Raw genomic sequence first — 22,591 nt, forward strand, 5'->3', positions numbered from 1 at the left:
TACGGTTCGGCCAATGCCAACCAGCCTGCCGCTTCGGTCGACACCTCGATCACCGCTTCCACCAACAAGTCGGACGCCGATGCCCAGAAGCCGGTGACCCAGGGCGCCAACCACGACCTGTTCGGCAACCACTAAACGGTTCTGTCCTCGACAGACCTCAAAGCGGCGGGCTTGTCCCGCCGCTCTGTTTTTGTGCGGACGGCTATCTGTTCGGTCGGTCGTCTCCAGCGTTTGTTCAAGCATTCATCACGAAGCGGTGATGCCTGTAACGAGGTGCCCGGTGCCACCGAACTGGGAACAAGGGCCGATAGACGGGGCCGATCCAGGGAAATTCAGACGAGTGGAACGAGCGGGCAGCATCCGGGCGATGTCCGGCGCGTGCTGTGCCGATCCACCAGGTCATCGGATCGTCAATCGCTCCCGATCGATAACAGCGCAACCTCAGAAACAGGAGTATTTGAAATGACCAAGATCGCACTTACCGCAGCCGCCATCCTCGCAGCCACAGGCGTCGCTTTCGCCAACTCCGATCATTACGGCTCCGCCAACGTCAACCAGCCGGTCGTCACCATCGACCGGACCGTGACGACGTCGATCAACAAATCGGACGTGGATGCCCAGAAGCCGGTCAGCCAAGGCGCCAACCACGACCTGTTCGGCAACCACTGATCCGGCCCGCGAAATTCCAGGCGGCGGGCTTGTCCCGCCGCTCTGTTTTTCTACAGCCGGCTACCGGCATTGTGAAATCGCTTCACAAGTATTTGTATCACAAGCATTTGTAATCGTTTGTCTTTTTCCTGGCGAAGTTTGGGCCGACGCTGCCGGGGCCGCTAAAGAAAGCGAGCGGGCCGGGAATAAATCCCGGCCGCTGCGGGTCTTGTCGGCAGCGGGGTCATCCTCCCAAGGCCTCCGCCCCGATGAAACCGAACGAACAAGGAAAACCGAAATGACCAGGATCGCTCTCACCACTGCCGCAATGCTTCTCGCGATGGGCTCCGCCTTCGCCAGCAGCGATCACTACGACCCCAATGACGCCAACCGGCCGACCGCCGGCGTCGACAGGGCCTACACGGCCTCGGTCGGCAAGCGTGAGGTTGCCAAGCAGGCCGATGTCGACACCTCGATGACGACAGATTCGGCTGGCTCCAAGGCTTGGTCCGACCCGGGCCAGGGCATCTGGGGCAACTGATTTTTGACGCTTTGAACTGTCAAAGGCGGCGGACTTGCTCCGCCGCCTTTTGTTTTACGCGGCGAGCAGCGCCAATCGCAGTGCGAGGGGATCGGCGGTTCGCTCTAGGCCAAATCCTTCGGCCGAACACAATGCGTTAGCCGCGCGCCGCGAAAGTCGACGTCCACCCAATCCTCGTCCAGCGTGAACCGCGCGAGCGCCGCCGTCGGGAACTTCGCTTCGATCTTCTTGAAGACAGCCTCATCCGATCCGGCGCCGGCCAGCCGCAGCGCAAAATGCTGCAGGCCGGGATTGTGGCCGATCACCAGCAGGCTCTCCGCCTTGGCCTGCCGCACACGCGCCAGGATGGCGCCGACTGCTGCCTCGTAGAGTTCCTCGGCAAATTGTGCCGGCACATGCTTGGGCAGTTCGGCCGCGACCAGCCGCCAGGTGTCGCGGGTGCGCAGCGCCGGCGAGACCAGCGCCAGGTCCGGCAGCCAGCCGCGCCGGGCAAGCTCCCGCCCCATCAGCGGCGCCGTCTTCAGCCCGCGTGGCCCGAGCGGCCGATCGAAATCGGCGAGGGAGGGATCGTCCCAGCTCGACTTGGCATGGCGCAGGATAAGCAGCTGTCTCACGGGCATTGACGCCTCTACGGCGTGATCCGCGCCAGCTGTTCAAGGTCTCTCTCCTCGCGCAGCGGATCCGGCGCCATCACCACCGAGGTGGCATTTTCGGCATCGTCGGCGAAATGGGCAAGCACGGTGTGGCCCTTTTCCATGCGCGCTTTGCCTTCCGCAACGAGCCCCAGCGCCAGCGGGTAGAGCCGGTGCTCGACCTTCAGCACCCGCGCGGCCAGCGTGTCCTCATTGTCGCCGACCATCACCGGCACGGCGGCCTGGGCGATGATCGGGCCGTCGTCCATCTCGGGGGTGACGAAATGCACCGAGCAGCCATGGATGCGAACGCCGGCGCGGATCGCGCGCGCATGCGTGTCCAAACCCTTGAAGGCCGGCAGCAGGGCAGGGTGGATGTTGACCATGCGTCCCTGCCATTTCTCGACGAGGCCGCGGCCGAGGATGCGCATATAGCCGGCCAGGGCGACGATGTCGGCGCCGAAGCCGGTGAGCGCGGCATCGATCGCGGCGTCATAGGCATCCTTGCTCGGATGGTCGGCGCGCTGGATGACCTTGGTGGCGATGCCGCGCGACCGGGCGATGCCGAGGCCGGCCGCGTTGGCGCGGTCGGAAATGACGCCGACGATTTCCGCCGGATAGCTTGGATCGGCGGCCGCGGCGATCAGCGCCGTCATGTTGGAGCCGCGTCCCGAGATCAGGACGACCGTGCGTTTCCTGCTCATAGGCCGATCGAGCCCCGATAGATGACGCCAGCGTCTCGGCGCGGCACGATGCGGCCGATCGGCGTCACCGTTTCGCCGGCTTCCTGCAGCACTGCCGCCACTTGCGCCGCCTGGCCGGAAGCGACGGCGAGGACCATGCCGATGCCGCAGTTGAAGGTGCGCATCATTTCTTCCGGCGCCACGCCGCCGGTCTTGGCCAGCCACGAGAACACCGGCGGCACGTCGATTGCCTCGAGATCGAGCTCGGCGGAGAAATCCTTGGGCAGCACGCGCGGAATGTTTTCCGGGAAACCGCCGCCGGTGATGTGGGCCAGCGCCTTGATGCCATGCGTGTTGCGGATCGCCTTCAGGATTGACTTCACATAGATGCGCGTCGGCTCGAGCAGCGCTTCCGCGAGGCTCAGTTCCTCGTTGAACGGCGCCGGATCGCTCCAGCCAAGGCCGCTCGTGGCAACGATGCGGCGCACCAGCGAAAAGCCGTTGGAGTGCAGTCCGGACGAGGCAAGGCCGAGCAGCATGTCGCCCTCGACGATGTCGTCGGTCGGCAGCAACTGGCCGCGTTCGGCAGCACCCACGGCAAAGCCGGCGAGGTCATAGTCCTTGTCGTGATACATGCCGGGCATTTCCGCCGTCTCGCCGCCGATCAGCGCGCAGCCGGCCTGCCGGCAGCCTTGCGCGATGCCGCCGACGATCGAAGCGCCCTGGTCCGGGTCGAGCTTGCCTGTGGCGAAATAGTCGAGGAAGAACAGCGGCTCGGCGCCCTGCACGACGATGTCGTTGACGCACATGGCGACGAGGTCGATGCCGATCGTATCGTGCTTGCCGGCGTCGATGGCGATCTTGAGCTTGGTGCCGACGCCGTCATTGGCCGCGACCAGCACCGGGTCGGTGAAGCCGGCGGCCTTCAGGTCGAACAGCCCGCCGAAGCCGCCGATCTCACCGTCGGCGCCCGGCCGGCGCGTCGTGCGCACCAGCGGCTTGATCTTCTCGACCATCAGGTTCCCGGCATCGATATCGACGCCAGCCTCGGCATAGGTGAGCCCGTTCTTGCGCTTGGCCTGGTCGCCCTTGCTCATGGTCGGCTCGTCCCTGTTTGTCATTGCGGGCTCTTCGCATGAATGGTTTCGGGGAGCAAGGATGACGGTCGTTCCTGCCGATAAAAGCGTGGAAAGCGGAGGCTGCCAATCTCCCGCGCAAACGGGGATTGGCAGCTTCGCCGCCCGCTACTTGCGCCCACCCGCCATCTCCCTCATCTATTCCCCAACAAAGGACCACGACGGAACATCACGTGACCCTTCCCAACATGATCACGATCATGCGGCTGCTGCTCGTGCCCGCGGTGGTGCTGGCCATGCTGCAGTCGCTTTGGGGTTGGGCCTTCGCCGGGTTCCTCGTCGCCGGCATCTCCGATGGCGTCGATGGCTTCATCGCGCGCCGCTGGAACCAGTCGTCCAGCCTCGGCGCCTATCTCGATCCGATCGCCGACAAGCTTCTGCTGGTTTCGGTCTTCGTCGTCATGGGTTTTGCCGGCGAACTGCCGCTCTGGCTGGTGATGACCATGGTCTCGCGCGACGGGTTGATCGTCTGCGCCGTGCTCTTGTCCAGCGTCATGAGCCATCCGGTCGAGATGAAGCCGCTCTTCGTGTCGAAGGCCAACACCGCGGCGCAGATCGTGCTGGCGGCGCTTGTGCTGGGCGAGTTGGCCTTCTCGGTGCATCTCGGCCCGCTGCGGACCGCGCTCATATTGCTGACCGGGGTCTTGACCGTGGCTTCGGCCGCAGCCTATCTCGTGGCTTGGCTAAGGCATATGAGCGGCTATGGCGAAGGCTCCCGGACGAGCAACTCCCAGACCGGCGACATCAAGTCGGGCATCGGCAAGTCGGGCGGCTCCAACACGGGCGCCTGACAATGACGCCGCGGTGATCGCGGCCGACGACGGCTCGGGCGGGCTTCGCCGCCAGGCCTTCTTCTGGCTGGCCACGGCTGTCCTGCTGGCGCTGTTCCTCTATGTCTTCTCGGGCATCCTCCTGCCTTTCGTCGCCGGCATGGTGCTCGCCTATTTCCTCGACCCGGTCGCCGACTGGCTGCAGCGGCTCGGCCTCTCGCGCCTGATGGCGACGGTGGTGATCCTGATTGCCTTCATCGTCGTCGTGGTGCTGGCCTTCGTTATCCTGGTGCCGGTGCTGGCCACCCAGATGGCCGATTTCGCCCGCAAGCTGCCGGAATATCTCACCCGCCTGCAGTCGCTGATCACCAGCTTCGACCCGAAATGGCTGGAGCAGCGCTTTGGCGTCAACGCCGCCGGCCTGCGCGACGGGCTGAACTCGCTGCTCACCACCGGCTTCGGGCTGCTCACCACCGTCTTCACCTCGATCTGGAGTTCGGGCGTGGCGCTGGTATCCGTCGTCAGCCTGTTCGTCGTCACTCCGGTCGTCGCCTTCTACATGCTGCTCGACTGGGACCGCATGGTGGCGGTGGTCGACAGCTGGGTGCCGCGCGACTATGTCGAGACGGTGCGCGCGCTCGCCCGCGACATCAACACCGCCACCGCCGGCTTCGTGCGCGGTCAAGGCACGCTCTGCCTGGTGCTCGGCGCGATGTATGCCACGGGTCTGACGCTGACCGGGCTGAACTTCGCCATCCTGATCGGCTTTTTCGCCGGGCTGATCTCCTTCATCCCCTATGTCGGCTCCTTGACCGGGCTGGTGCTCGCCGTCGGCGTCGCCTTCGTCCAGTTCTGGCCGGACTGGACAATGATCGTGGCGGTGGCCTGCGTGTTCTTCGTCGGCCAGTTCATCGAGGGCAACATCCTACAGCCGAGGCTGGTCGGCAAAAGCGTCGGTCTGCATCCGGTCTGGCTGATGTTCGCGCTGTTTGCCTTCGGCGCGCTGTTCGGCTTCGTCGGCCTTTTGATCGCCGTCCCGGCCTCGGCGGCGATTGCCGTGCTGGTGCGCTTCGCCATCGGCCGCTATCTCGAATCGCCGCTTTACAAGGGTCATGCCGCCCGGCCCGTGCCGCCATTGCCAGCCGACCGCGGCGGTGGCCATCGCTCGAAGCGGGGCTGAAATGGCTGCTCAGCCAGCCGATATGCCGCGCCAGCTGCCGCTCGATCTCGGCCACGGCACCGGCTATTCGCGCGACGAACTCGTCGTCTCGGGCACCAATGCGCAGGCGGCATCGCTGATCGACCGCTGGCCGGACTGGCCGTCGCCGGTGGTCGTGCTGGCAGGGCCGCCCGGTTCCGGCAAGACGCATCTCGCCCGGATCTGGCAGGATCGGACGCACGCCGTCGCCATCGATCCCGGCCGGATCGACGAGCACATTGCCGGTCTCGGCACCAGGCCGGCGCTAACCGACGATATCGACAAGTGGCCGATCGACGAGCAGGGCCTGTTCCACCTGATCAACGCCGTGCGCGGCGCGGGTTCGACGCTGCTTTTGACGGCGCGGCGGTTCCCCTCGGCCTGGCGCGTCGCGCTGCCCGATCTCATCTCGCGGCTGAAGGCGGCGGCGACGGTCGAGATCCACGAGCCCGACGACCTTTTGCTTGCCGGCGTCATCACAAAGCTGTTCGCCGACCGCCAGGTCGAAGTCGAGCCGCATGTGGTGCAATACCTGGTGCGCCGCATCGAGCGTTCGCTCGGCACCGCGATGCGCGTTGTCGAGCGCCTCGATCGCGCCGCCCTCGAACGCAAGACGCCGATCACCCGCGTCTTGGCCGCCGAGACCGTCAGCGCCATGGACGAGGGGCAGGGCGAGTTCGATATCTGAGGCCTGTCACGCCCATAGTCTGGCCAGATGCCGGGCCAAAAGATAGACTCCCGTGTGCGCCGCCACATAACAGGCGGCGACTAGGATGAAGAACATCAGGCCGGCGGACCGCGACCGGGCTACGCCGCCATTCCTCTTGCTGGGCCGGTTGTTCCAAACCCACAGGGCAGCGCACAGAATTGCCCAGACCACCATCACCGCAACCGTAAAGCCGTAATAGGCCAGATAGGCCGGGCCGATCAGCGACAGCAGAGCCTCGAGAACGGGCATCGAAAATCCCCTGGTTCGAAGTCTAGACCGGCGACAAAGTTGGAGGCGAGGGATTATTCGAGCCACGGCAGGCGTTTCCGTGATCAACCCGTGGGAGCACGCGGCGTAGCCGTCCCATTCCGGAACAGTCTTTCCGGCATCGCTCTTGCAACGCGGACAGTGCCGGCTGATCCCGGTCCCGGTCGCGTTCCAGATCGGGTTGTAGGCCCGCCGGGCTCGAGGTGTTGGGGTTCTCGCCCGGCGGGTTTACCGCCGATTCGCCCGCGCCGTTGAATGGCCGCTTGCCCGTGAGCCTGTCCCGCGCCGAGCAGCAAGCTGCCGCCACCCATGGCGAGGCCGCACTGACGCGCGTCGTTGAAGAGGGGAGGATCATAGGTCGCGGAGCACCCATGTCAGCTGCCCTGGAAACATCCGCAACGACGATGATGTTGGTGTTGGCGTCCCAATTGTCTCTGTCCTTCCGGCTGTAATGCAGGGACGGCGAGACCGATTTGGTCTAGGAAGGAAGCAATGGTCGGAGTGGCAGGATTTGAACCTGCGACCCCCTGATCCCAAATCAGGTGCGCTACCAGGCTGCGCTACACTCCGACGTCCCGCGGCGTATAGGGGGCGTACGCCCGGAAGGCAACACAAAAACCGAGGTCGGAACTGACGATGCGGCTCAGCGTTTCTGGCTGGCGATCTTCCTGGCGATCGCAGCGCCCTGGATCCTTGCATTGGCAAAGCAGCCGCGAATGCTCGGCCGCATCCCGGTGAACCAGAGTCCGGGCAGCTTTGGGTCGTTCGCGGCGCCGTTGAACAGCGGCCCGCCCTTGGCGTCGAGCACGCCGAGCCGGCCCAGCATCGTCTCCAGCCCGGTGCGGTAGCCGGTGGCGGCAATGACGATGTCGGGCGCGATCGTCTGTCCATCGTCCAGCACGGCGCCGTCGCGCCTGAATTCGCGCAGCTGCGGCACGACGATGATGCGCCCGGCCTTGATGGCATCGACCGCGCCGTCGTCGGCGGCGATCGCCGTATAGTCGGAGCCGAGCCGGCTGGCGCCGCCCGACGGGGCAGGGGGCAGGCCGTATTTTGTCAGATCCCCGAACACCAGGCGCTGCGTTGCCGCCATGGCCGCGTCCGCGAGCCGTGTCGGCAGGCTTGCCATCACCGGCGAGATGCGATGCACCGCGATCTTGCCGATGCGCTTGGGCAGCAGCGAAGGTCCGTTGCGCGCCGAAAGCCACATCTGGCCCGTCTCGACGCGGGAAAGATGGTTGAGCGCGTCGAAGCCGGAATTGCCGGCGCCGACCACCAGCACCTTCTTGCCGGCATAGTCGCTCGCCTTGCCGAAATCGGCCGAGTGGATGATCGATCCTGAAAAATCCGCCATGCCCTTCCAGGCCGGGATGAAGGGTTGCCGGTCGCGCCCGGTGGCGACCACCACATATCGCGCCGCCTTCAAGCCCGCGCTTGTCCGCAGCAGCCAGTGGTCGCCGCGAAATTCGATCCCGTCGACCTTGACGCCGAAGGCGATCGGCAGCCTGTGCGTCTCGGCGAAATCGTTGAGATGGCGGATGACGGCGCTGCGGTGCGGGAAGGCCGGCGTTCCCGCGGGATAGGAAACGCCCGGCAGCGAAGAAAGATCGCGATGCGTGTTGAGGTGCAGGTTGTCGTGGCGGCGATGCCAGGGCTCGGCCAGCCGTTGCTCGCGTTCCAGGATCTGCATCGTCACGCCGGCCTTGGCCAGCGCATGCGCGGCAGCAAGCCCCGCGGCGCCCGCGCCGATGACAATCGCGCCTTCCAGTATCGCTGGCTCGCCGGCCCCCGACGGCAAGACTTTCGCTTCCGCGCCCATACGTGTCTTTATCGCCGTCATCATGCCTTCAACTGGCACGACCATGTATCTGACATATGCCGCCCACGGGCCAAAAGGAATAGGCCTATGTTGCAAAAACCTCCGGCATTGTGTCGCGGATTTTTGCAAGCGCCGGCTAATGAACCGGGTCGGCGTGGCGATGCACCAGCTTGAACGCGCCGTCCTCCAGCCGGAACACTTCCGTGACCCGCAAGGTCATCTCGGTCGCCTCGCCGTTTCTGCCCATGCGCGCCTTGGCATGCTGCAAGCCACTCCAGAAGGCCAGATCGCCGCTTGCCGACGCCTGCAGCACCTCGAGGTCGGTGTTGCCGCCTTTGTGGAAGCTCGCAGCATCGCGCTCGTAACGGCCGGCAACCGCTTCGGCCCCTTCGAGATGGTCGCCGCGCGGCGAGAAGAACGTCGCCGGCCCGACACGGGTGACGATCGCTTTCAGCGAGGAGGCGTCGCCATTGACATAGTCCCCGGCAATCTTCTCGCGCTGTTTCATGAAGGCATCGAAGGACGAGCCGCCAGGATGCACCGTCCTGATCCAGGTCTCCAGGCTGGCCATGAAATTCTCGAGGAAGGTGGCGGTGTCGGCGTTGGTCACCGCGCCTTTGTCGTCCAACAGCTCCGAGACATTGCCTATATAGGCCTCCGGCTGCTGCATCACCGGCATGTCGAGGAAGACGAAGGTTTGTCTCAGCGCATGGTTGGAGCCGAAGGCGCCGATCTTGCTCGGGCTGACGCTGACGACCCCCGCGGGCAGGCCCTTGAACACGCTCTTGCCCGGCGGCCGCGAGCCGACATCGAGCGCATTCTTCAGACAGCCCGGGATCGAGCGGTTGTATTCCGGGGTGACGAACAGCACCGCGTCGCATTCGCGTATCGCCGCGCGGAAGGCCGACCACGCCGCCGGCGGGCTGTCGCCGTCCAAATCCTCGTTGTAGAGCGGCAGGTTGCCGATCTCGATGAACCGGCAGCGCACCGAATCCGGCGCGCGGGCGGCGAGCGCCTTGGCGATCTTGCGGCTGAAGGATTGGGCGCGCAGGCTGCCGACAAGCACGGCGAGCTGCAGGACGGGGTGTTCGGTTGCATTGGTCATGGCGAACGTCCGCTTCTGATGGATGGTTCACGGGAAGGCTGGCTCCGGCCCGCCGCCCGACCTTTCGATAATGTCGCCGGCGCGGCGAGGTTCCCAGCGCCGTGGGAACGCAGGGGCGCTTGCGGCCTTGCCGCCGCGCCGATTGCACAGTAATGACGGATTGGCGTGAAATCGGGGCTTCCGTAGGATCCCCGGAGGCGCTGAACGAGGTGCCCGGTCTTCGGGCGGCAAAGAGGTGGTCATGTCCGCGCGCATTTTCAGTCCAGCCAAAACCGCGATGCAGTCCGGCAAGGCCAAGACCGGACATTGGGTGCTGGAATTCGATCCCGCCCAGCGCAAGAAGATCGATCCGCTGATGGGCTACACCACCTCGGGTGACATGCTGAGCCAGGTGAAGCTCACCTTCGACACGAAGGAAGAGGCCATGGCTTATGCCGAGAAGGAAAAGATCGCCTATCGCGTCGAAGAGCCGAAGGAAGCCAAGCGCCGGCAGATTTCTTATTCGGACAATTTCCGCTATGACCGCAGGACGCCCTGGACGCACTGACTTCCCGAGTCTTGCCTCGTCTTGGCGTAGCGCGCATCAGCCGGCCCGGCCGGCCGACGGTCCCGTAGCTCAGCTGGATAGAGCACCGGCCTTCTAAGCCGATGGTCGCAGGTTCGAATCCTGCCGGGATCGCCAGTTTATTCAACGGCTTACGGGACTTGGCTGATTCTGGATCCAACCTTCGCCAACGGCTCGGTCGCGAAAACCTCGTCAGAAATCACTCACCGTCTGCCCGGCCGGGCCGCCGAGATAAGTGTTCCACACATAATCCCGAAGCATTTCCCGATGCTCCACCGTCCGGTGATGGTAACCCGGTCTTTCGGGGTATGACACGCCGGCGAGGTGAAAGAAGGCGCCGTCGATGAACTCGTGATGCCCGACCGCGCCGGCCATGGTCATCGGCCGCTGTTCCACGGTTGCCACGGCGACATCTGCCTCGGCGAGTTTCGAATAGAGGATTGCCCAGTTGGCGGCGCCGGTGTCGAGGCCGAGGTTTATGCGGGGTTCGAAATTCAGCTTGTAGGCGGCCACGGCGGAGAACCGGTAGAAGCAGTAGCCGGCCCACAGATTCCAGTGCCGATCCTCCGGCTTGGCCTTGTAGACATGGTTTTCGTTGCCGTATGCCCTGCGTCCATACACCGTTTTGCCAGCCAGCTTGGACGGTATGTCAAATGGCGCGACCGGGAAGCAGTCGTGATCGATGAAGCCGAAAAGCTCCGGCTTCAGATGGCGCACGATGTTGTGGAAGGCACATGTGATGGCGGTTCCGTGCGATCGCGACAGGTGCTTTTCGACCCGCATAGGCAGGGCAAGGTAAGGCACCCCGCGCATTTCGCAGATGCGCGCGATCGCTTCTCTCGCCGCGATCTTGGTCGAGTTGTCGACGACGACCAGTGTCATCCCAGGCGGGTGCATCTCCCACGCTTTGGTCAAAGCGTCGATCACCCAGGGCGTGTTGAATGCGATCGTGATGCAGACGCGCGACACTCCGGCACCCTGCAATTCTTTCGCCAGACGGCGCCCGGACGCACGCCCCCGATATTCGAAGGCCTTGTAGACAAACTGGTTCCTGACGATTTTCACCCAGATGACGGCGGGATTTCTGCTTATTCCGTCAACTATTGTCTTGAACGCCACGCTGCCTCTCAACAGGCGGCCGAGCTACAGAAATGGTAGAAGTCGGCCTGCCACCGCATCCCTTTGCTTCGAAGCGGCATGAAAATCAAGGGGACTGTAATTGCTGACCGGCGCAGGCGTGATCGATGCTGGTTCCCTTCTCCCGGGTGGACGGAACTACAACAGTGCAATGATGTCGCCAGGAGAACTGGCCGATCTTGCAATTCCGGCCCAAATTACGCTGCCCCGGGAGCCACCGGCTTGTTGGTTCGGCTCATCTGCGGCTATGTCGCTCGATTGCTGTGGCTGAGGTCTGCGAATGTCGTCGATTTCCAGATGGTTCAAGGACGCACGCTCCAAGTTGCCGGAGCATGTAACGGTTGGCCGCCATACTTACGGCGTGACGTGGCGAAAGGTTCTGTTCCCCTTGAAGGATGCTCCGCTGCAAGTTGGCGCCTTCTGCTCAGTTGCCGGTCGAGTGCTTTTCATTTGCTCTGGCCAGCATCCGACCGACAGCGCAACGTCATTCCCGATCTACAGCCGATTGCTGAAGCAGCCCGAGCCGATCGTGAATGGCGGCAAGCCGGCCGGCATCACCGTCGGCAACGATGTCTGGATCGGCAACGGTGCGATGATACTGCCGGGAGTGGAGATCGGCGATGGCGCGATTGTCGGCGCCGGAGCCGTCGTCACCAAAAAAGTGCCGCCCTACGCGATCGTCGGCGGGTCTCCGGCCACCCTGATCAGGTATCGATTCGCGGAGGAGACCATATCGAAGCTTCTGGCGATCCAATGGTGGCGCTGGGACGATGACAAGATCGAGAGCGAGGCGGCCTCGCTCACCGGCCCGATCGAGGCTTTCGTCGAGAAGCATTTTGTGGCAGGCACCGCGGCGAAATAAGGGTTGCGGTGGCGAATGACCAAATCGTGTTTCTTCCTGGCCACGGACGCCAACTACTTTCCATATGCCTGCCTGGCGGCGCGCCGGATAATTGATGTCTCGACACCGGTCGACGGCTTTCTGCTCTACACCGGCGCGAGCGAACCGGACCTTGAAGTCGCCCGCCATCTGCTGAAAGGCAAGGTCGAGCTGGTCGATGTCACGGATTTCATGACGAATTTCGGCTTTCGCTTTGGAACATACAGCATTGCCGCTTACGTTCGGCTTTTCGCCGACCAGTTTCCGGTTTTCGAGCCATACGATCGCATCGCATACACGGATTGCGATGTCCTCTTCAACAGAGGCATCAATGACCTGACCGGGCAGCGGCTGCGCGCCCCGCTGCTCGCCGCGCATGACGACTACATGTATTTCAGGCCTTCATACCGGCAAAAGCTCAAGCTGGCGCCCGGCGCGCCGTATTTCAATTCCGGTGTCGTCGTCTTCGACATGAACGCTGTCCGGGAGAATGCCCTGCTGGAGCGGACGCGAAAGACCGCCATTGATGGCAAGATGAATGACCAAAATGCTCTGAACGTCGCCTTCGAGGGCAAATGGCAGACGATGCACCCAAACTGGAATCTGCAATCGCTCGGAACGAGAGAATTCCGCTTCTCGCAGGCCTGGGCCAGGCATTTCGCGGGCGGCAAGCCGTGGGGCAATCAGGTCGGCGTCGAACTCGAAGCCCTGGGCATCTGGCGCGACCTGGCAAAGGACACGCCCTGGCAAAAGCCGTTCGAGCAGCGCATACCATTCGAGCGCGGGGTGATGAAGCGCTTCTTCCGGCGCTTCGATGCTGTTGCTGGCCTTTTCGGCAAGGACGTGCAACGCCGCCGGGCCAGGTATGACGGCACGAAGATGCATCGGATCTACGCCCGGCAGGCGGATGAAGGAGCGATGGCGGTCCAGTTTCCGGAAGTGCTTGGCGGATTCGCTTGATCGGGCCGTGCAAGCCTGGTTTCGCCCTCCGCCGCTGTGGATAGTAACCACCCGGTTGCCACGCGCCGGCGCTTGCGTTGCGGCCCGGCATCCGACTCGCCGAAATGGAAGGGCCTGAACCCGTCAGGCCCCCGAAGCCCAGCGGCCGGCGTTTTCATGTGCCCAACGGGATGCGTGCTTGAACGTGTTCCGGGGTATGCGTCGGCCGTCGCTTCGCCCTCATGGAAAACAAAAGCCCGCCGCGGCAATGGGAAACCACGACGGGCTTGGCGGCGTCCCCGGTGGGACGCCATGGGAAATCGAGGCTACGCCAGCAGGCCGGCGACCTTGGCCGCCTTGCGCAGTGTCTTGCGGGCTTCCACCGGGCTGCGCAGACCGTCGAGCGCATCGCGGCAGACGCGGCTTGCCGAGCGCCAGGCGCCGTCGCGCGCCTGTCCCGGCCAGCGTTGGTCGAGGCATTCCATCGCTTCGAAACAGCTTGATACCTTGCGCTGGCCGTTTGGCTGGAAATCGATCACGACCGGTTCGGAAAACCAGACATCGTTCATCACTTCCTCCGTTCTTATGATCGTATTTTGGGCAAGCAAGCGACGCCGGATGGCGTCGATGCAGGCCGAGGGCGATTGCCGACCCGCGCGTTAACCAACCACCGCGCATTAGGTTCCGAAGAATTTCAAACCGACGATTGGCAGCGTCCGGACGGGCCATGGGCCGGCGGATTCGCGATCCGGCCGGCTGAAAAATCGCGTGACCAAAGTCACTGACGTGCCCTCGCGGACGGCGCTAATGAATCCGGCAGGCTGATGAAAACGCGGGAAGACCTCTCATGCTTATCGCCGTGCTCGCATCCACCATGACCGTCGCCACCTTGATGGCGACCGCTTTCGGACTCTACGAGGAAATGCGGCTGAGCCGTGCCCGCGCTGAAACTGATCGTTTGCGCGCGTTTGGAACGGCGCGTCGGTTTTCCGTCAAGTCGCGCGATCGATAGGCCCGACGCCGCCAGGCATGTTCACTCCGCTTCAGCTGGCCATGTGCATCTTTCGGGCCGGAATCCTGCTTTCTCCGGCGGTGTTCGCGGTGCTGGTGCTCTTGTGGCTTTACTATCGATAGGCGGGCTTGTGGAACGCCGGTCGCTCTATTCCACCAGCACATGCGCCTCGCGCGCGGCGACAACAAAGGCCTCCCTGGCATTGTCCGCCGCGACGTCGCCGCGGATCGCCCGGCGGCATGCGCGCAGCGCCGCGCCGTGCGGCGCGCTGCCGGCATCGCGCCATTGGCCGGTCAGCAGTTCGACAGCCTGCTCGGCGTTGGATATGTGGCGGATCGAGCCGGAGACGCCGACGGCGACTTCGACCGGCCTCGAAAACCATCCTTGGATCATCGCCAACCTCCCGAAAAATGTCGGAGAACGATATATTTTACCGTAGAGTTGCCCCGCGAAACGTCAACTTAACGTGAAGCCGTCTCACCGGTGCGGCACGCGCTGCTCACCGTCCAAGCGGCCTTCGCGAAAGCTCCATCAGTTCCGCTTCGTCGGTGATGCCCGCCATGTAATTGGCGAGGATGCGCGAGGCGCGTGCTTCCTTCTGCTCGGCGGTCTCGCCCTCGACATTGCCGTTTTCGTAGACACGGCCGAGCATGGCCGTCTCGTCGGGGGTGAATGTGTTGCGTACGACGGACATGGCTTCCTCCTACAGCCCGGTCCCCTTTGCCCGGCTAATATTAGCACGCTTCGAGATTGGGAGTGAGTCGCGGCAACATCGTGGCCGAGGTCTCTTCGACCGGTTACGCCGGCTGCGGTGCTTGCATGCCCGCGGTTGGCCATTGCTTTGCCGGCCTCGTTATATTCTTGCCGAATGAGCGCTTCGCTGATACGCATTAGCAGCGTGGAATTTTTCCGAGTCTGCATTGACTTGCGCCCAGAAAAGCACCTCGCGTTCTGTCCGATACCAACAACCCCGACGTGGTGGCAACCGGGTTACGAAGGGGTTCTGGTTGAAAAGAAGCAGGGCAGGCCCCGTGTCCAAATCGGGGCATGCTCACCAACGCTCTGGAACTCTGAAGCCATCGCCCCCATGGCCTTCGGAAGAGCATGAACCACGGGGAAATCGATGGTCACCAAGAAACTTACCGCCAACGCAGAAAGCGCGGCAGCCTTTCTCGCGGTGATGGGCAACGAGAAGCGTCTGCTCATCATGAACTACCTGGCCGAGGGCGAACTCTCTGTCGGCGTGCTCGCTGACAAGGTCGAACTCAGCCAATCGGCGCTGTCGCAACACCTGGCCAAACTGCGCAGGTTTGGCCTGGTCGAAACCCGCCGCGATCGTCAGATGGTCTATTACTCCTGCAAGTCTTCGGCAGCGCGCGAACTCCTGGCGCTGCTCGATGGCCTGCTGGCCATGGACAAGCCGCTTGCCGGACCGGCAAGGCAGGCCTTTGTCGAGAGGATGCGGCGGCCGCAGGCCGCCTGAACTGCCTGCACGCACGGACGAGGCCGGGGGGCCTTCGTCCGGTGCGGCGCCTCGATGGCGTGGACGAGAATAGACGGCAATGCGACAGGCAAAGCGCTGGTTTGCGTTTTGCCGGTTTGTTGTAGTCTTACGAATTCTTAATTTAGCGGCCACAAGTCTGCCGGGAAAGCGTCCGAAACGGGAAGACCTGTCAAAAGGAGCCCTTCGGAATGGCCCTCGCCATGACCTACACGTCCACCCAGAAGTTCCTTCACTGGACACTATTCGCGCTCGTCGTCCTGCTCTACGCCCTGACCTATGGTGACGCTTTTTATTCCCGCGGGGATCCTGCGGTCGCATTCTTCTGGCGGTTGCACATTTCGTTTGGCCTTCTCCTGGCCGCGCTCGTGTTCTGGCGGGTGGTGCTGCGCGGCCTTAGGGGCGCGCCTGGCCTTCCGTCGGAAATGCCCGCTGCCGAGCAGGCAGCGGCGAAGATCGGGCATTTCATTCTCTATGCCCTGCTCATCGCCATCCCCGTCCTCGGGATTCTGTTGACCTGGTTCCGGGGCGACGCGTTGAGCTTCTTCGGCCTGTTTACGATTCCCGCACCCTTCGCCCCGGACAGGGCGACCGCACGCACTATTCGCGAGCTTCATTCGCTCTGCGCGAACGGCATATTGATCATGGCCGGCTTGCACGCCATGGCTGCGCTTTATCACCACTTCATTCGCCGGGACACGGTGCTGACCAGAATGTTGCCGCGGAATCGGTAGTCAGCCGGTTTCCGCTCCATCACTTTTGATTGAAGGCGCCGTGACGGCGCGATCGCGGACGCTCGCAAGACTATGATAACGTGCCTCTTTTTGTTGGTGTCGCCTGATCCTGCCGGGCCGAAGATTACAGATTTGTAAGTCGCCGGGCCGGGCGCTGTTGGCTATATTTCGAGTCGATCCACACCCCCGGATCATGACGGCGCCGAGCTTCCACTTCGGCTCCGTAAGAGGCCCGCCGCTCCCGGCGGGCCTCTTTCGTTTTGCGGTCCCGTGCCTTGCCGCGCTCACCAAGGGCGATCACCGGCTTGGTGTCGTCGGGAAGCTCCCGACTGGCAATGTGGACTCTCGATACCCCGTCGCCTATCGTCTCGCCTGGTTCACATTGCGCAATGGTCCCAGCCGGGCTCCTGATCCGCGAAGCGCCGGGCGGCGTGGCATTTTTTGATCTTCGGTGCTGTCGATGTTCGATACGCAAAAAGCCAAGGCCGCTTCGCGCCTGTTGGTGGCCCACTGGGACAATGGCACCCGTCTCGATGCGATACCCGAGACGGTGCGGCCGCAAACGCGCTCGGAAGGCTATGCCGTCCAATCCCATGTGATGGACCGCTCGGCGGCTCCGCTTTTCGGCTGGAAAATAGCCGCCACCAGCTTGGCCGGGCAAAGGCATATCAACGTCGACGGTCCGATGGCGGGGCGCCTGCTGGCCGAGAAGGCGGTCGATGTCGGCGGAGCCGTTTCGCTGGCGACGAGCAGGATGCGCGTGGCCGAGATCGAATTCGCCTTTCGCTTCGGCCGCGAGATGCAGCCGCGCGCCGAGCCCTATGAGATCGCCGAGGTGATGGATGCCGTGGCGACCCTGCACCCGGCGATCGAAATACCGGACTCGCGATACGACGATTTCTGCGCGGTCGGCGCGGCGCAGCTCATCGCGGACAATGCCTGCGCCAATCTGTTCGTCATCGGCGAGGCCGTGGAGGACGATTGGCGCGATGTGGATCTGGCAAAGCACCCGGTGGTCGGGTTCGTCGCCGGGAAGTCGCGCCATGACGGATCGGGGGCGGCCGTGCTGGGTGACCCCCGGATTGCCCTTCAATGGATCGTCAACGAATTGTCGGGCCTGGGCATAGCGCTCGAGCCGGGGCAGGTGGTGATAACCGGCACCTGCGTCAAGCCGATAGAAGTCGAGCCCGGCGATGAAGTCACCGGCGATTTGGGCAGGTTCGGCCGTGTCTCGGTCAGGTTTGTCTGATCGGGCCGTTTAGCGTGCGGTTCGCTGCCTTGTGACGACGCTGCGCACGGCGAGCACCAGTACGGTGATGATGATCAGGATCACCGAAAGCGCCGCGATCGCCGGATCGATGTTGTCGCGCAGGCCCATCCACATCAGCCGCGGCAGGGTGATGGCGTTCACCGAGGTGATGAACAGCGTCACGCCGATCTCCTCCCAGGAGAGCACGAAGGAGAGCAGCGCCGCGGTGACGATGCCGAACTTGATGTTGGGCATGATGACGCGCGTCGCGCGTTCCCAAACGCTGGCGCCAAGGCCGCGTGCGGCAAGGTCGATACGGCGGTCGAGCTGGCTGAGCGACACCAGGATTAGCACCGTGGCGAAAGGCACCGTCATCACCGAATGCGCCATGGCCACACCCAGCCAGGTATCGTAGCCGAAGAAGGAGGTGAGGCCGGAGACCGAGGTGAGCAGGAAATAGAGCGTCACGGCCGAGACCACCGGCGGCACCACCATCGGCAACAGCACGAAGCCGACAAGGGCGGCGGTGAAGCGCGGCTGGAACATCCACACGCCGAGGCTGAAGGTGAGGGCAAGCGCGGTGGAAAGGATGCTGCTGACGACGCCGATCCTGAGCGAGAGCAGGATCGATTCCAGCCAGCGCGGATCCTCGATCAGCGAGCGGTAATGGCGCAGCGACAATTCACCGGTCGGCATGGTCAGCATGCGGCTCGGCGTCAGCGACACCGGGATGACGGCAAGCAGCGGCATAAGCAGGAACAGCGCCACCAGCACGGCGAGGATGAGCGAGACGGGGCCGGGGCGATAAGTCGGCATCGCGCTACACCAGTTGCTTCGGTTTGACGTAGCGGAACAGAAGCGCCATCAGCGCGCCGACGAACACCACCAGAACGACGCTGATCGCCGCGCCAAGCCCCCAGTCCGGGCTCTGGAAGATGCGCAGATAGATCAGCTCCGCGATCATCACGCTGCGGCCGCCGCCGAGGATTGCCGGCGTGACGAAGAAGCCCAGCGAAAAGACGAAGGTGATCAGCGCCGAGCCGATGATGCCGGAGCGCGTCATCGGCACGAACACCGTCCAGAAAGTGCGCATGCGGCTGGAGCCCAGGCCGCGCGCCGCGAGCAGCACGCGTTCGTCCAGGCTGCGCATGGCGGACGCCAGCGGGAACACCGCGAAGGGGATCAGGAAATGCGACATGCCGACGATGACGCCGAACTCGTTGCGCACCAGGGTCAGCGGCTCCGAGATGAAGCCGATCGATTGCAGCCAGGTGTTGATCAGGCCGCGGTTGGAGAGCAGCGCCACCCAGCCGAAGGCGCGCGTCAGCACCGAGATCCAGAACGGCACCAGGATGCAGAATTCGGCAAGCACGCGCTGCGTCGGGCTGCCGCGCACCCAGACAACGGTGATCGCATAGGCGGCGGCGACCGAGACGACGGTGACGATCGCCGCGATGCGCAGCGTGCGGATGAACACCGACTGCACGAGGTCATCGGTAAGCAGGGCGTGGTATTGCTCCAGCCCTGGCGTTGGAAGCGTAAAACTCCACTTCACCACGCCGAGGAACGGCCAGGCATAGGCAAGGATAAGGAACAGGAGCAGCGGCGCCATCAGCAGCGCCGCGCCCATCCTGTCGGAGAGGGTGCCTCTCATCGGTTGGAAAATCTCGGCCCGATCAGGCCGAGATGATCTTGGTGTATTCGTCGAGTGCGGCGCCGTAATTCTTGGCGTACCACTCCATGTCGAGCGGAATCTGCTTCTTCATGTTTTCCGGATCGACGGGGTTAATGCGCTTCTTGTCGGCCGGAATCAGCGCGTCGGCCGCCGGGTTCGCCGGGCCTTGGCCGAGCTTGTCGAACATGACGAGCTGCTTTTGCGGATCCTGCGCGCTGGCGATGAACTTCATCGCCGCGTCCTTGCCGCCGGGGTTGTTCTTCAGCACCGCGAGCGCGCCGGGCGAAATCAGGCCCTGGTCCCAGATGAACTTGATCTGGCCGCCCGAATCCTGCTCGATCAGCGAGGCGCGGGTCGACCACACGATCGCCATCGAGGCCTCGCCGTTGAGCAGAACGCTCTGGCTTTCGGCGCCGCCACCCCAGTAGGAGACGACGTTTTCCTTGAAGGCGGCGATCTTGTCATGCGCGCGCTTCAGGTCGAGCGGATAGAGCGAGGCCGGCGCGATGCCGTCGGCCAGAAGGGCCGCTTCCCAGCTCGACACGCCCCATTTGTAGAGCGAGCGCTTGCCGGGGAACTTCTTTACGTCGAAGAAGTCGGCCATGCCGGTCGGCGCGTTGGAGCCGAACTTCTGCGAGTCATAGGCGATCACATAGGAGAAGAAGTAGGTCGACGCCGCATATTCCCAGCCGAAGCCCGGCCGCATCTTGTTCTTGTCGACGACCTTGTAGTCGATCGGCTCGAGCATGCCCTGGCCGCCGAGCGTGATGGCCGAGAACGGATCGACGTCGACCAGGTCCCAGGTCGGCGCGCCGCTCTTGTACTGCGCGGCGATCGCGCCCTCGGTCGGGCCGGAGCCGTCCATCTTGACCGGGATGCCGGTGTCCTTGGTGAAGGCCTGGCCATAGGCTGCGTCGTAAGCCGTGATGGCGTCGCCGCCCCAGTTCACCAGCACCAGCCCTTTGGTGTCGGCGAAAGCACCGGTCGAGCGCAAAAGCATCGGCGTACCGGCGAGCGCGAGGCCCGCGAGCTGCGCGAATTGCCGGCGCGAGATCTCGCCGCGCTTGGTCCGCTCGGCGAGGGATTCGATTGCCTGTTTCCGAGTCTTGTTGTTCATATCGTCGTTCATGTCAGTTCCCCTTGTTGTCGTTGATTTGAACCGGAAGCCGATGCGGCGATTTCAGGCCGCGGCGGCGCGCTCTATTGTCCTCCATCCGGAAGGAGGAAACCTTTTTCCGCCGGCCAGGTCAGCCAGACGGAATTGCCTTTGCTCAAGGCCGCGGCCGCGACCTCGTTCGGCACCGAGACGGTGACCTTGGCGCCTTGGCGCGTGGTGAGGTCTAGCTTGGTCGCGGCACCGAGATAAGTCGAGGCGACAGCGGTCGCCGCGATGCCGTTCTCGTTGACCGATGCTTCCGGCGCGATCGACATGTCCTCGGGTCGGATGGCGAGGATGGCGTCGCCCTTTATCGTCTCGGCCTTGCAGCGCATGTTGACGGCGCGGTCCTCGCAGAGCCCGGTCGCGCCACTGCCGGCGGGGCGCACGCCCTTCACCGGCAGCATGTTGATCTCGCCCAGGAACTCGGCGACGAAGCGGTTGGCCGGCCGGTCGTAGACCTCGTCCGGCCTGCCGACCTGCAAGAGCTTGCCGTGGTTGAAGATGGCGACGCGCGACGACAGCGCCAGTGCCTCGCTCTGGTCGTGGGTGACGAAGACGAAGGTGGTGCCGGTTTCCTGGTGCAGCCGCTTCATCTCGGCCTGCATCTGGCCGCGCAGGCTCTTGTCGAGCGCCGAGAACGGCTCGTCGAGGAGCAGCACGCCCGGCTCGAACACCAGCGCGCGGGCCAGCGCCACGCGCTGCTGCTGGCCGCCGGAAAGCTGGGCCGGCAGTTTCTTCTCATGGCCCTTGAGGCCGACACGCTCGACCATCTCGCCGACACGTTGCTTGATTTCCGAGGCGGATTTCTTGCGCACCTTGAGCGGGAAGGCGATGTTCTGCTCCACGCTCATATGCGGGAACAAAGCGTAGCCCTGGAAGACCATGCCGGCGGCGCGCTGTTCGGCCGGCCGGTTGGTTATGTCCACGCCGTCGCTGAAAAGCTTGCCTTCGCTCGGCTGCACGAAGCCGGCGAGGATCATCAGGAAGGTGGTCTTGCCGGAACCTGAAGGTCCAAGCAGCGTCAGGAACTCGCCGCGGCCGATATCCAGCGACAGATTGTCCAGCGCTCGGAACGAGCCGAAGCTCTTGCCGATCCCGTTCGCCTTGATCTCCGCGGCCCGGCCGGGTTGCTGCATCCTGGCTCTTTCCTCAGTTCCCAATGAAATCGTAGGCATGGCTGCGGCTCACCGCAACCGAATAGTTTTCGCCTGATCGGCAAATTCGATTCACGTCTGAGGGGGAGTGGCGCTGGAACTGCCAATCTCCCCCACGGGGAGATTGGCTCTCCATCGCCCCGCTCAATCTAAAGCCTGTTCTCCAACAACTTCGCCCTTAGCCAGTCGCTGAACGCATTCAGCACCGGATGCCCGGCCTTCGCATGCTCGAACACCAGGTAATACGAACGGGGCGAGGGGACCGACGCCTCGAACGGCTTGACCAGCCGGCCCTCGCTCAACGCCCGGCGTCCAGTCAGTTCGTCGCCCATGGCGATCCCCTGGCCGGCGACCGCCGCCGAGAAGACGAGGTTCATGTCGGAAAAGAAGATGCCGCCTTCGGTATCGGGATTTTCCACCTTGGACAGCGCCAGCCAGCGTGCCCAGTCCTCAGTGTCGGAAAGATGCAGGAGATTGGCGCGCAGCACGTCGGCGGGTTTGGAAAAGCCGCCGATCTTGTTGAGCAGGGTTGGGCTGCACAGCGGCGTGAAGTGGACTTCGCAAAGCAGTTCCACCGCCCGGTTCGGCCAGTTGCCGACGCCGAAGGCGATGAAGGCGTCGGCCTCCGGGTTGGAGACTTCGTCGAGCCGCCGCGGCGTCAGCACGGAGAGCGCCACGTCCGGATACATCTGCTGGAATTCGCCGATATGCGTGCACAGGAACATCGAGGCGAAGCCCGGCGGACACGAGATGCCGAAGGAGCCGCCGACGCCGGCGCCGCTGTTTTGCGTTCCCGCGTCGCCGAGCACGGTCAGCGCCTTCCGGACATCGGCAGCATAGCGCTGACCGCGCGGCGTCAGCGCCACGCCCTTGCCGATGCGCTGCAAGAGATCGAAGCCGAGATCGCGCTCGAGCAGTCGCAACTGATGCGAGACAGCACTTCGGGTGAGGTGAAGCTCGTCGGCGGCGCGCCAAACGCTGCCGTGACGGGCGAAGCTGTCGAGGGCGCGCAGCGCCTGCGTGGAAGGTATTCGCAAGAGGCCTCAGGTGAACCGAATTTGCACGAGCCGGGAAAACA

At 63.8% G+C, this 22,591-nt stretch carries 28 protein-coding genes and 2 tRNA genes; 14 read left to right on the forward strand and 16 right to left on the reverse strand.

Features of this window, described 5'->3' with window-relative positions:
* From FJ418_RS32630 to FJ418_RS28130, 3 genes are all read left to right on the forward strand, one after another.
* Positions 1 to 135, forward strand: a 135-nt coding sequence (locus FJ418_RS32630) for a DUF680 domain-containing protein (RefSeq protein WP_140871269.1), incomplete at its 5' end; no start/stop codon positions are given.
* A 327-nt stretch (positions 136 to 462) separates the two neighbouring features.
* Positions 463 to 669, forward strand: coding sequence for a DUF680 domain-containing protein (locus FJ418_RS28125; protein WP_140871272.1), 207 nt, complete (start codon positions 463 to 465; stop codon positions 667 to 669).
* A gap of 277 nt (positions 670 to 946) precedes the next feature.
* A complete protein-coding gene (locus FJ418_RS28130) occupies positions 947 to 1,189 on the forward strand; it encodes a DUF680 domain-containing protein (protein ID WP_140871275.1) in 243 nt (80 codons plus the stop codon).
* A gap of 104 nt (positions 1,190 to 1,293) precedes the next feature.
* Here the strand turns inward: FJ418_RS28130 and FJ418_RS28135 are convergent, their stop codons facing one another.
* The 3 genes from FJ418_RS28135 to purM are packed head-to-tail and all read right to left on the reverse strand — an operon-like array spanning position 1,294 to position 3,601.
* Positions 1,294 to 1,809 (reverse strand): histidine phosphatase family protein, encoded by a 516-nt coding sequence (locus FJ418_RS28135; protein ID WP_140785139.1) that lies wholly within the window; start codon positions 1,807 to 1,809, stop codon positions 1,294 to 1,296.
* Positions 1,810 to 1,817: 8 nt separating this feature from the next.
* On the reverse strand, positions 1,818 to 2,525 hold the full coding sequence (gene purN, locus FJ418_RS28140) for a phosphoribosylglycinamide formyltransferase (protein ID WP_140871278.1): 708 nt from the start codon (positions 2,523 to 2,525) through the stop codon (positions 1,818 to 1,820).
* A complete protein-coding gene (gene purM / locus FJ418_RS28145) occupies positions 2,522 to 3,601 on the reverse strand; it encodes a phosphoribosylformylglycinamidine cyclo-ligase (RefSeq protein ID WP_140648079.1) in 1,080 nt (359 codons plus the stop codon). Before purM ends, purN begins: the two co-directional genes overlap by 4 nt.
* Before the next feature lie 212 nt (positions 3,602 to 3,813).
* On the opposite strand from purM, the gene FJ418_RS28150 reads away from it, so the two are divergent.
* The 3 genes from FJ418_RS28150 to hdaA are packed head-to-tail and all read left to right on the forward strand — an operon-like array spanning position 3,814 to position 6,296.
* Complete coding sequence (locus FJ418_RS28150) at positions 3,814 to 4,431, forward strand: CDP-alcohol phosphatidyltransferase family protein (RefSeq protein ID WP_140871281.1); 618 nt, start codon at positions 3,814 to 3,816, stop codon at positions 4,429 to 4,431.
* Between the two features lie 13 nt (positions 4,432 to 4,444).
* Positions 4,445 to 5,590, forward strand: coding sequence for an AI-2E family transporter (locus FJ418_RS28155; protein WP_140651892.1), 1,146 nt, complete (start codon positions 4,445 to 4,447; stop codon positions 5,588 to 5,590).
* A gap of 1 nt (position 5,591) precedes the next feature.
* Complete coding sequence (gene hdaA, locus FJ418_RS28160; protein WP_140871284.1) at positions 5,592 to 6,296, forward strand: DnaA regulatory inactivator HdaA; 705 nt, start codon at positions 5,592 to 5,594, stop codon at positions 6,294 to 6,296.
* 6 nt (positions 6,297 to 6,302) lie between these two features.
* On the opposite strand, the gene FJ418_RS28165 is transcribed toward hdaA, so the two are convergent.
* The 4 genes from FJ418_RS28165 to FJ418_RS32635 all read right to left on the reverse strand — a co-directional run bounded on the left by FJ418_RS28165 (position 6,303) and on the right by FJ418_RS32635 (position 9,508).
* Positions 6,303 to 6,566, reverse strand: a complete 264-nt coding sequence (locus FJ418_RS28165; RefSeq protein ID WP_140871287.1) for a hypothetical protein — start codon at positions 6,564 to 6,566, stop codon at positions 6,303 to 6,305.
* A 511-nt stretch (positions 6,567 to 7,077) separates the two neighbouring features.
* Positions 7,078 to 7,154 (reverse strand) — tRNA-Pro (locus tag FJ418_RS28170).
* 73 nt (positions 7,155 to 7,227) lie between these two features.
* Positions 7,228 to 8,403 (reverse strand): NAD(P)/FAD-dependent oxidoreductase, encoded by a 1,176-nt coding sequence (locus FJ418_RS28175; protein WP_140871376.1) that lies wholly within the window; start codon positions 8,401 to 8,403, stop codon positions 7,228 to 7,230.
* A gap of 136 nt (positions 8,404 to 8,539) precedes the next feature.
* Positions 8,540 to 9,508: an NAD(P)H-dependent oxidoreductase gene (locus tag FJ418_RS32635; protein ID WP_140871290.1), complete on the reverse strand. Its 969-nt coding sequence runs from the start codon at positions 9,506 to 9,508 to the stop codon at positions 8,540 to 8,542.
* A gap of 241 nt (positions 9,509 to 9,749) precedes the next feature.
* On the opposite strand from FJ418_RS32635, the gene FJ418_RS28185 reads away from it, so the two are divergent.
* Positions 9,750 to 10,055, forward strand: coding sequence for an ETC complex I subunit (locus FJ418_RS28185; protein ID WP_140645008.1), 306 nt, complete (start codon positions 9,750 to 9,752; stop codon positions 10,053 to 10,055).
* A gap of 58 nt (positions 10,056 to 10,113) precedes the next feature.
* Positions 10,114 to 10,190 (forward strand) — tRNA-Arg (locus FJ418_RS28190).
* Positions 10,191 to 10,265: 75 nt separating this feature from the next.
* On the opposite strand, the gene FJ418_RS28195 is transcribed toward FJ418_RS28190, so the two are convergent.
* Entirely contained in the window at positions 10,266 to 11,192 is a 927-nt protein-coding gene (locus tag FJ418_RS28195; protein ID WP_140871293.1) for a hypothetical protein, read from the reverse strand.
* A 523-nt stretch (positions 11,193 to 11,715) separates the two neighbouring features.
* Between FJ418_RS28195 and FJ418_RS32640 the strand changes: the two genes are divergently transcribed.
* Entirely contained in the window at positions 11,716 to 12,072 is a 357-nt protein-coding gene (locus FJ418_RS32640; protein ID WP_281407589.1) for a CatB-related O-acetyltransferase, read from the forward strand.
* Positions 12,073 to 12,087: 15 nt separating this feature from the next.
* Entirely contained in the window at positions 12,088 to 13,050 is a 963-nt protein-coding gene (locus tag FJ418_RS28205) for a glycosyltransferase (protein ID WP_140871298.1), read from the forward strand.
* 305 nt (positions 13,051 to 13,355) lie between these two features.
* On the opposite strand, the gene FJ418_RS28210 is transcribed toward FJ418_RS28205, so the two are convergent.
* Complete coding sequence (locus FJ418_RS28210) at positions 13,356 to 13,598, reverse strand: DUF982 domain-containing protein (RefSeq protein ID WP_095816412.1); 243 nt, start codon at positions 13,596 to 13,598, stop codon at positions 13,356 to 13,358.
* 278 nt (positions 13,599 to 13,876) lie between these two features.
* Between FJ418_RS28210 and FJ418_RS32095 the strand changes: the two genes are divergently transcribed.
* On the forward strand, positions 13,877 to 14,041 hold the full coding sequence (locus FJ418_RS32095) for a hypothetical protein (protein WP_181167119.1): 165 nt from the start codon (positions 13,877 to 13,879) through the stop codon (positions 14,039 to 14,041).
* 147 nt (positions 14,042 to 14,188) lie between these two features.
* Here FJ418_RS32095 and FJ418_RS28215 read toward each other — a convergent pair whose 3' ends face one another.
* Entirely contained in the window at positions 14,189 to 14,434 is a 246-nt protein-coding gene (locus tag FJ418_RS28215) for a DUF982 domain-containing protein (protein WP_140645004.1), read from the reverse strand.
* A gap of 106 nt (positions 14,435 to 14,540) precedes the next feature.
* The gene (locus FJ418_RS28220) at positions 14,541 to 14,735 is read right to left on the reverse strand and encodes a hypothetical protein (RefSeq protein ID WP_140645003.1); all 195 of its coding nucleotides are present in this window, start codon (positions 14,733 to 14,735) and stop codon (positions 14,541 to 14,543) included.
* Between the two features lie 429 nt (positions 14,736 to 15,164).
* On the opposite strand from FJ418_RS28220, the gene FJ418_RS28225 reads away from it, so the two are divergent.
* From FJ418_RS28225 to FJ418_RS28235, 3 genes are all read left to right on the forward strand, one after another.
* Complete coding sequence (locus FJ418_RS28225; protein ID WP_040988334.1) at positions 15,165 to 15,524, forward strand: metalloregulator ArsR/SmtB family transcription factor; 360 nt, start codon at positions 15,165 to 15,167, stop codon at positions 15,522 to 15,524.
* Between the two features lie 209 nt (positions 15,525 to 15,733).
* On the forward strand, positions 15,734 to 16,276 hold the full coding sequence (locus tag FJ418_RS28230) for a cytochrome b (protein WP_140785147.1): 543 nt from the start codon (positions 15,734 to 15,736) through the stop codon (positions 16,274 to 16,276).
* A gap of 460 nt (positions 16,277 to 16,736) precedes the next feature.
* Positions 16,737 to 17,525, forward strand: coding sequence for a fumarylacetoacetate hydrolase family protein (locus tag FJ418_RS28235; RefSeq protein ID WP_140785148.1), 789 nt, complete (start codon positions 16,737 to 16,739; stop codon positions 17,523 to 17,525).
* A 9-nt stretch (positions 17,526 to 17,534) separates the two neighbouring features.
* Here the strand turns inward: FJ418_RS28235 and FJ418_RS28240 are convergent, their stop codons facing one another.
* From FJ418_RS28240 to FJ418_RS28260, 5 genes are all read right to left on the reverse strand, one after another.
* Positions 17,535 to 18,341: an ABC transporter permease gene (locus tag FJ418_RS28240; RefSeq protein ID WP_140651913.1), complete on the reverse strand. Its 807-nt coding sequence runs from the start codon at positions 18,339 to 18,341 to the stop codon at positions 17,535 to 17,537.
* A gap of 4 nt (positions 18,342 to 18,345) precedes the next feature.
* Positions 18,346 to 19,179 carry an ABC transporter permease gene (locus FJ418_RS28245; RefSeq protein WP_140854793.1) on the reverse strand — a complete coding sequence of 278 codons (834 nt, stop codon included), beginning with the start codon at positions 19,177 to 19,179 and terminating at the stop codon, positions 18,346 to 18,348.
* A gap of 22 nt (positions 19,180 to 19,201) precedes the next feature.
* Positions 19,202 to 20,317 carry an ABC transporter substrate-binding protein gene (locus FJ418_RS28250; RefSeq protein ID WP_140871379.1) on the reverse strand — a complete coding sequence of 372 codons (1,116 nt, stop codon included), beginning with the start codon at positions 20,315 to 20,317 and terminating at the stop codon, positions 19,202 to 19,204.
* A gap of 83 nt (positions 20,318 to 20,400) precedes the next feature.
* Complete coding sequence (locus tag FJ418_RS28255; RefSeq protein ID WP_140871301.1) at positions 20,401 to 21,495, reverse strand: ABC transporter ATP-binding protein; 1,095 nt, start codon at positions 21,493 to 21,495, stop codon at positions 20,401 to 20,403.
* A gap of 167 nt (positions 21,496 to 21,662) precedes the next feature.
* A complete protein-coding gene (locus tag FJ418_RS28260) occupies positions 21,663 to 22,550 on the reverse strand; it encodes a LysR substrate-binding domain-containing protein (protein WP_140871303.1) in 888 nt (295 codons plus the stop codon).
* Between the last annotated feature and the right edge of the window lie 41 nt (positions 22,551 to 22,591).

The organism is Mesorhizobium sp. B2-8-3, assembly GCF_006440815.1.
Classification (GTDB): domain Bacteria; phylum Pseudomonadota; class Alphaproteobacteria; order Rhizobiales; family Rhizobiaceae; genus Mesorhizobium.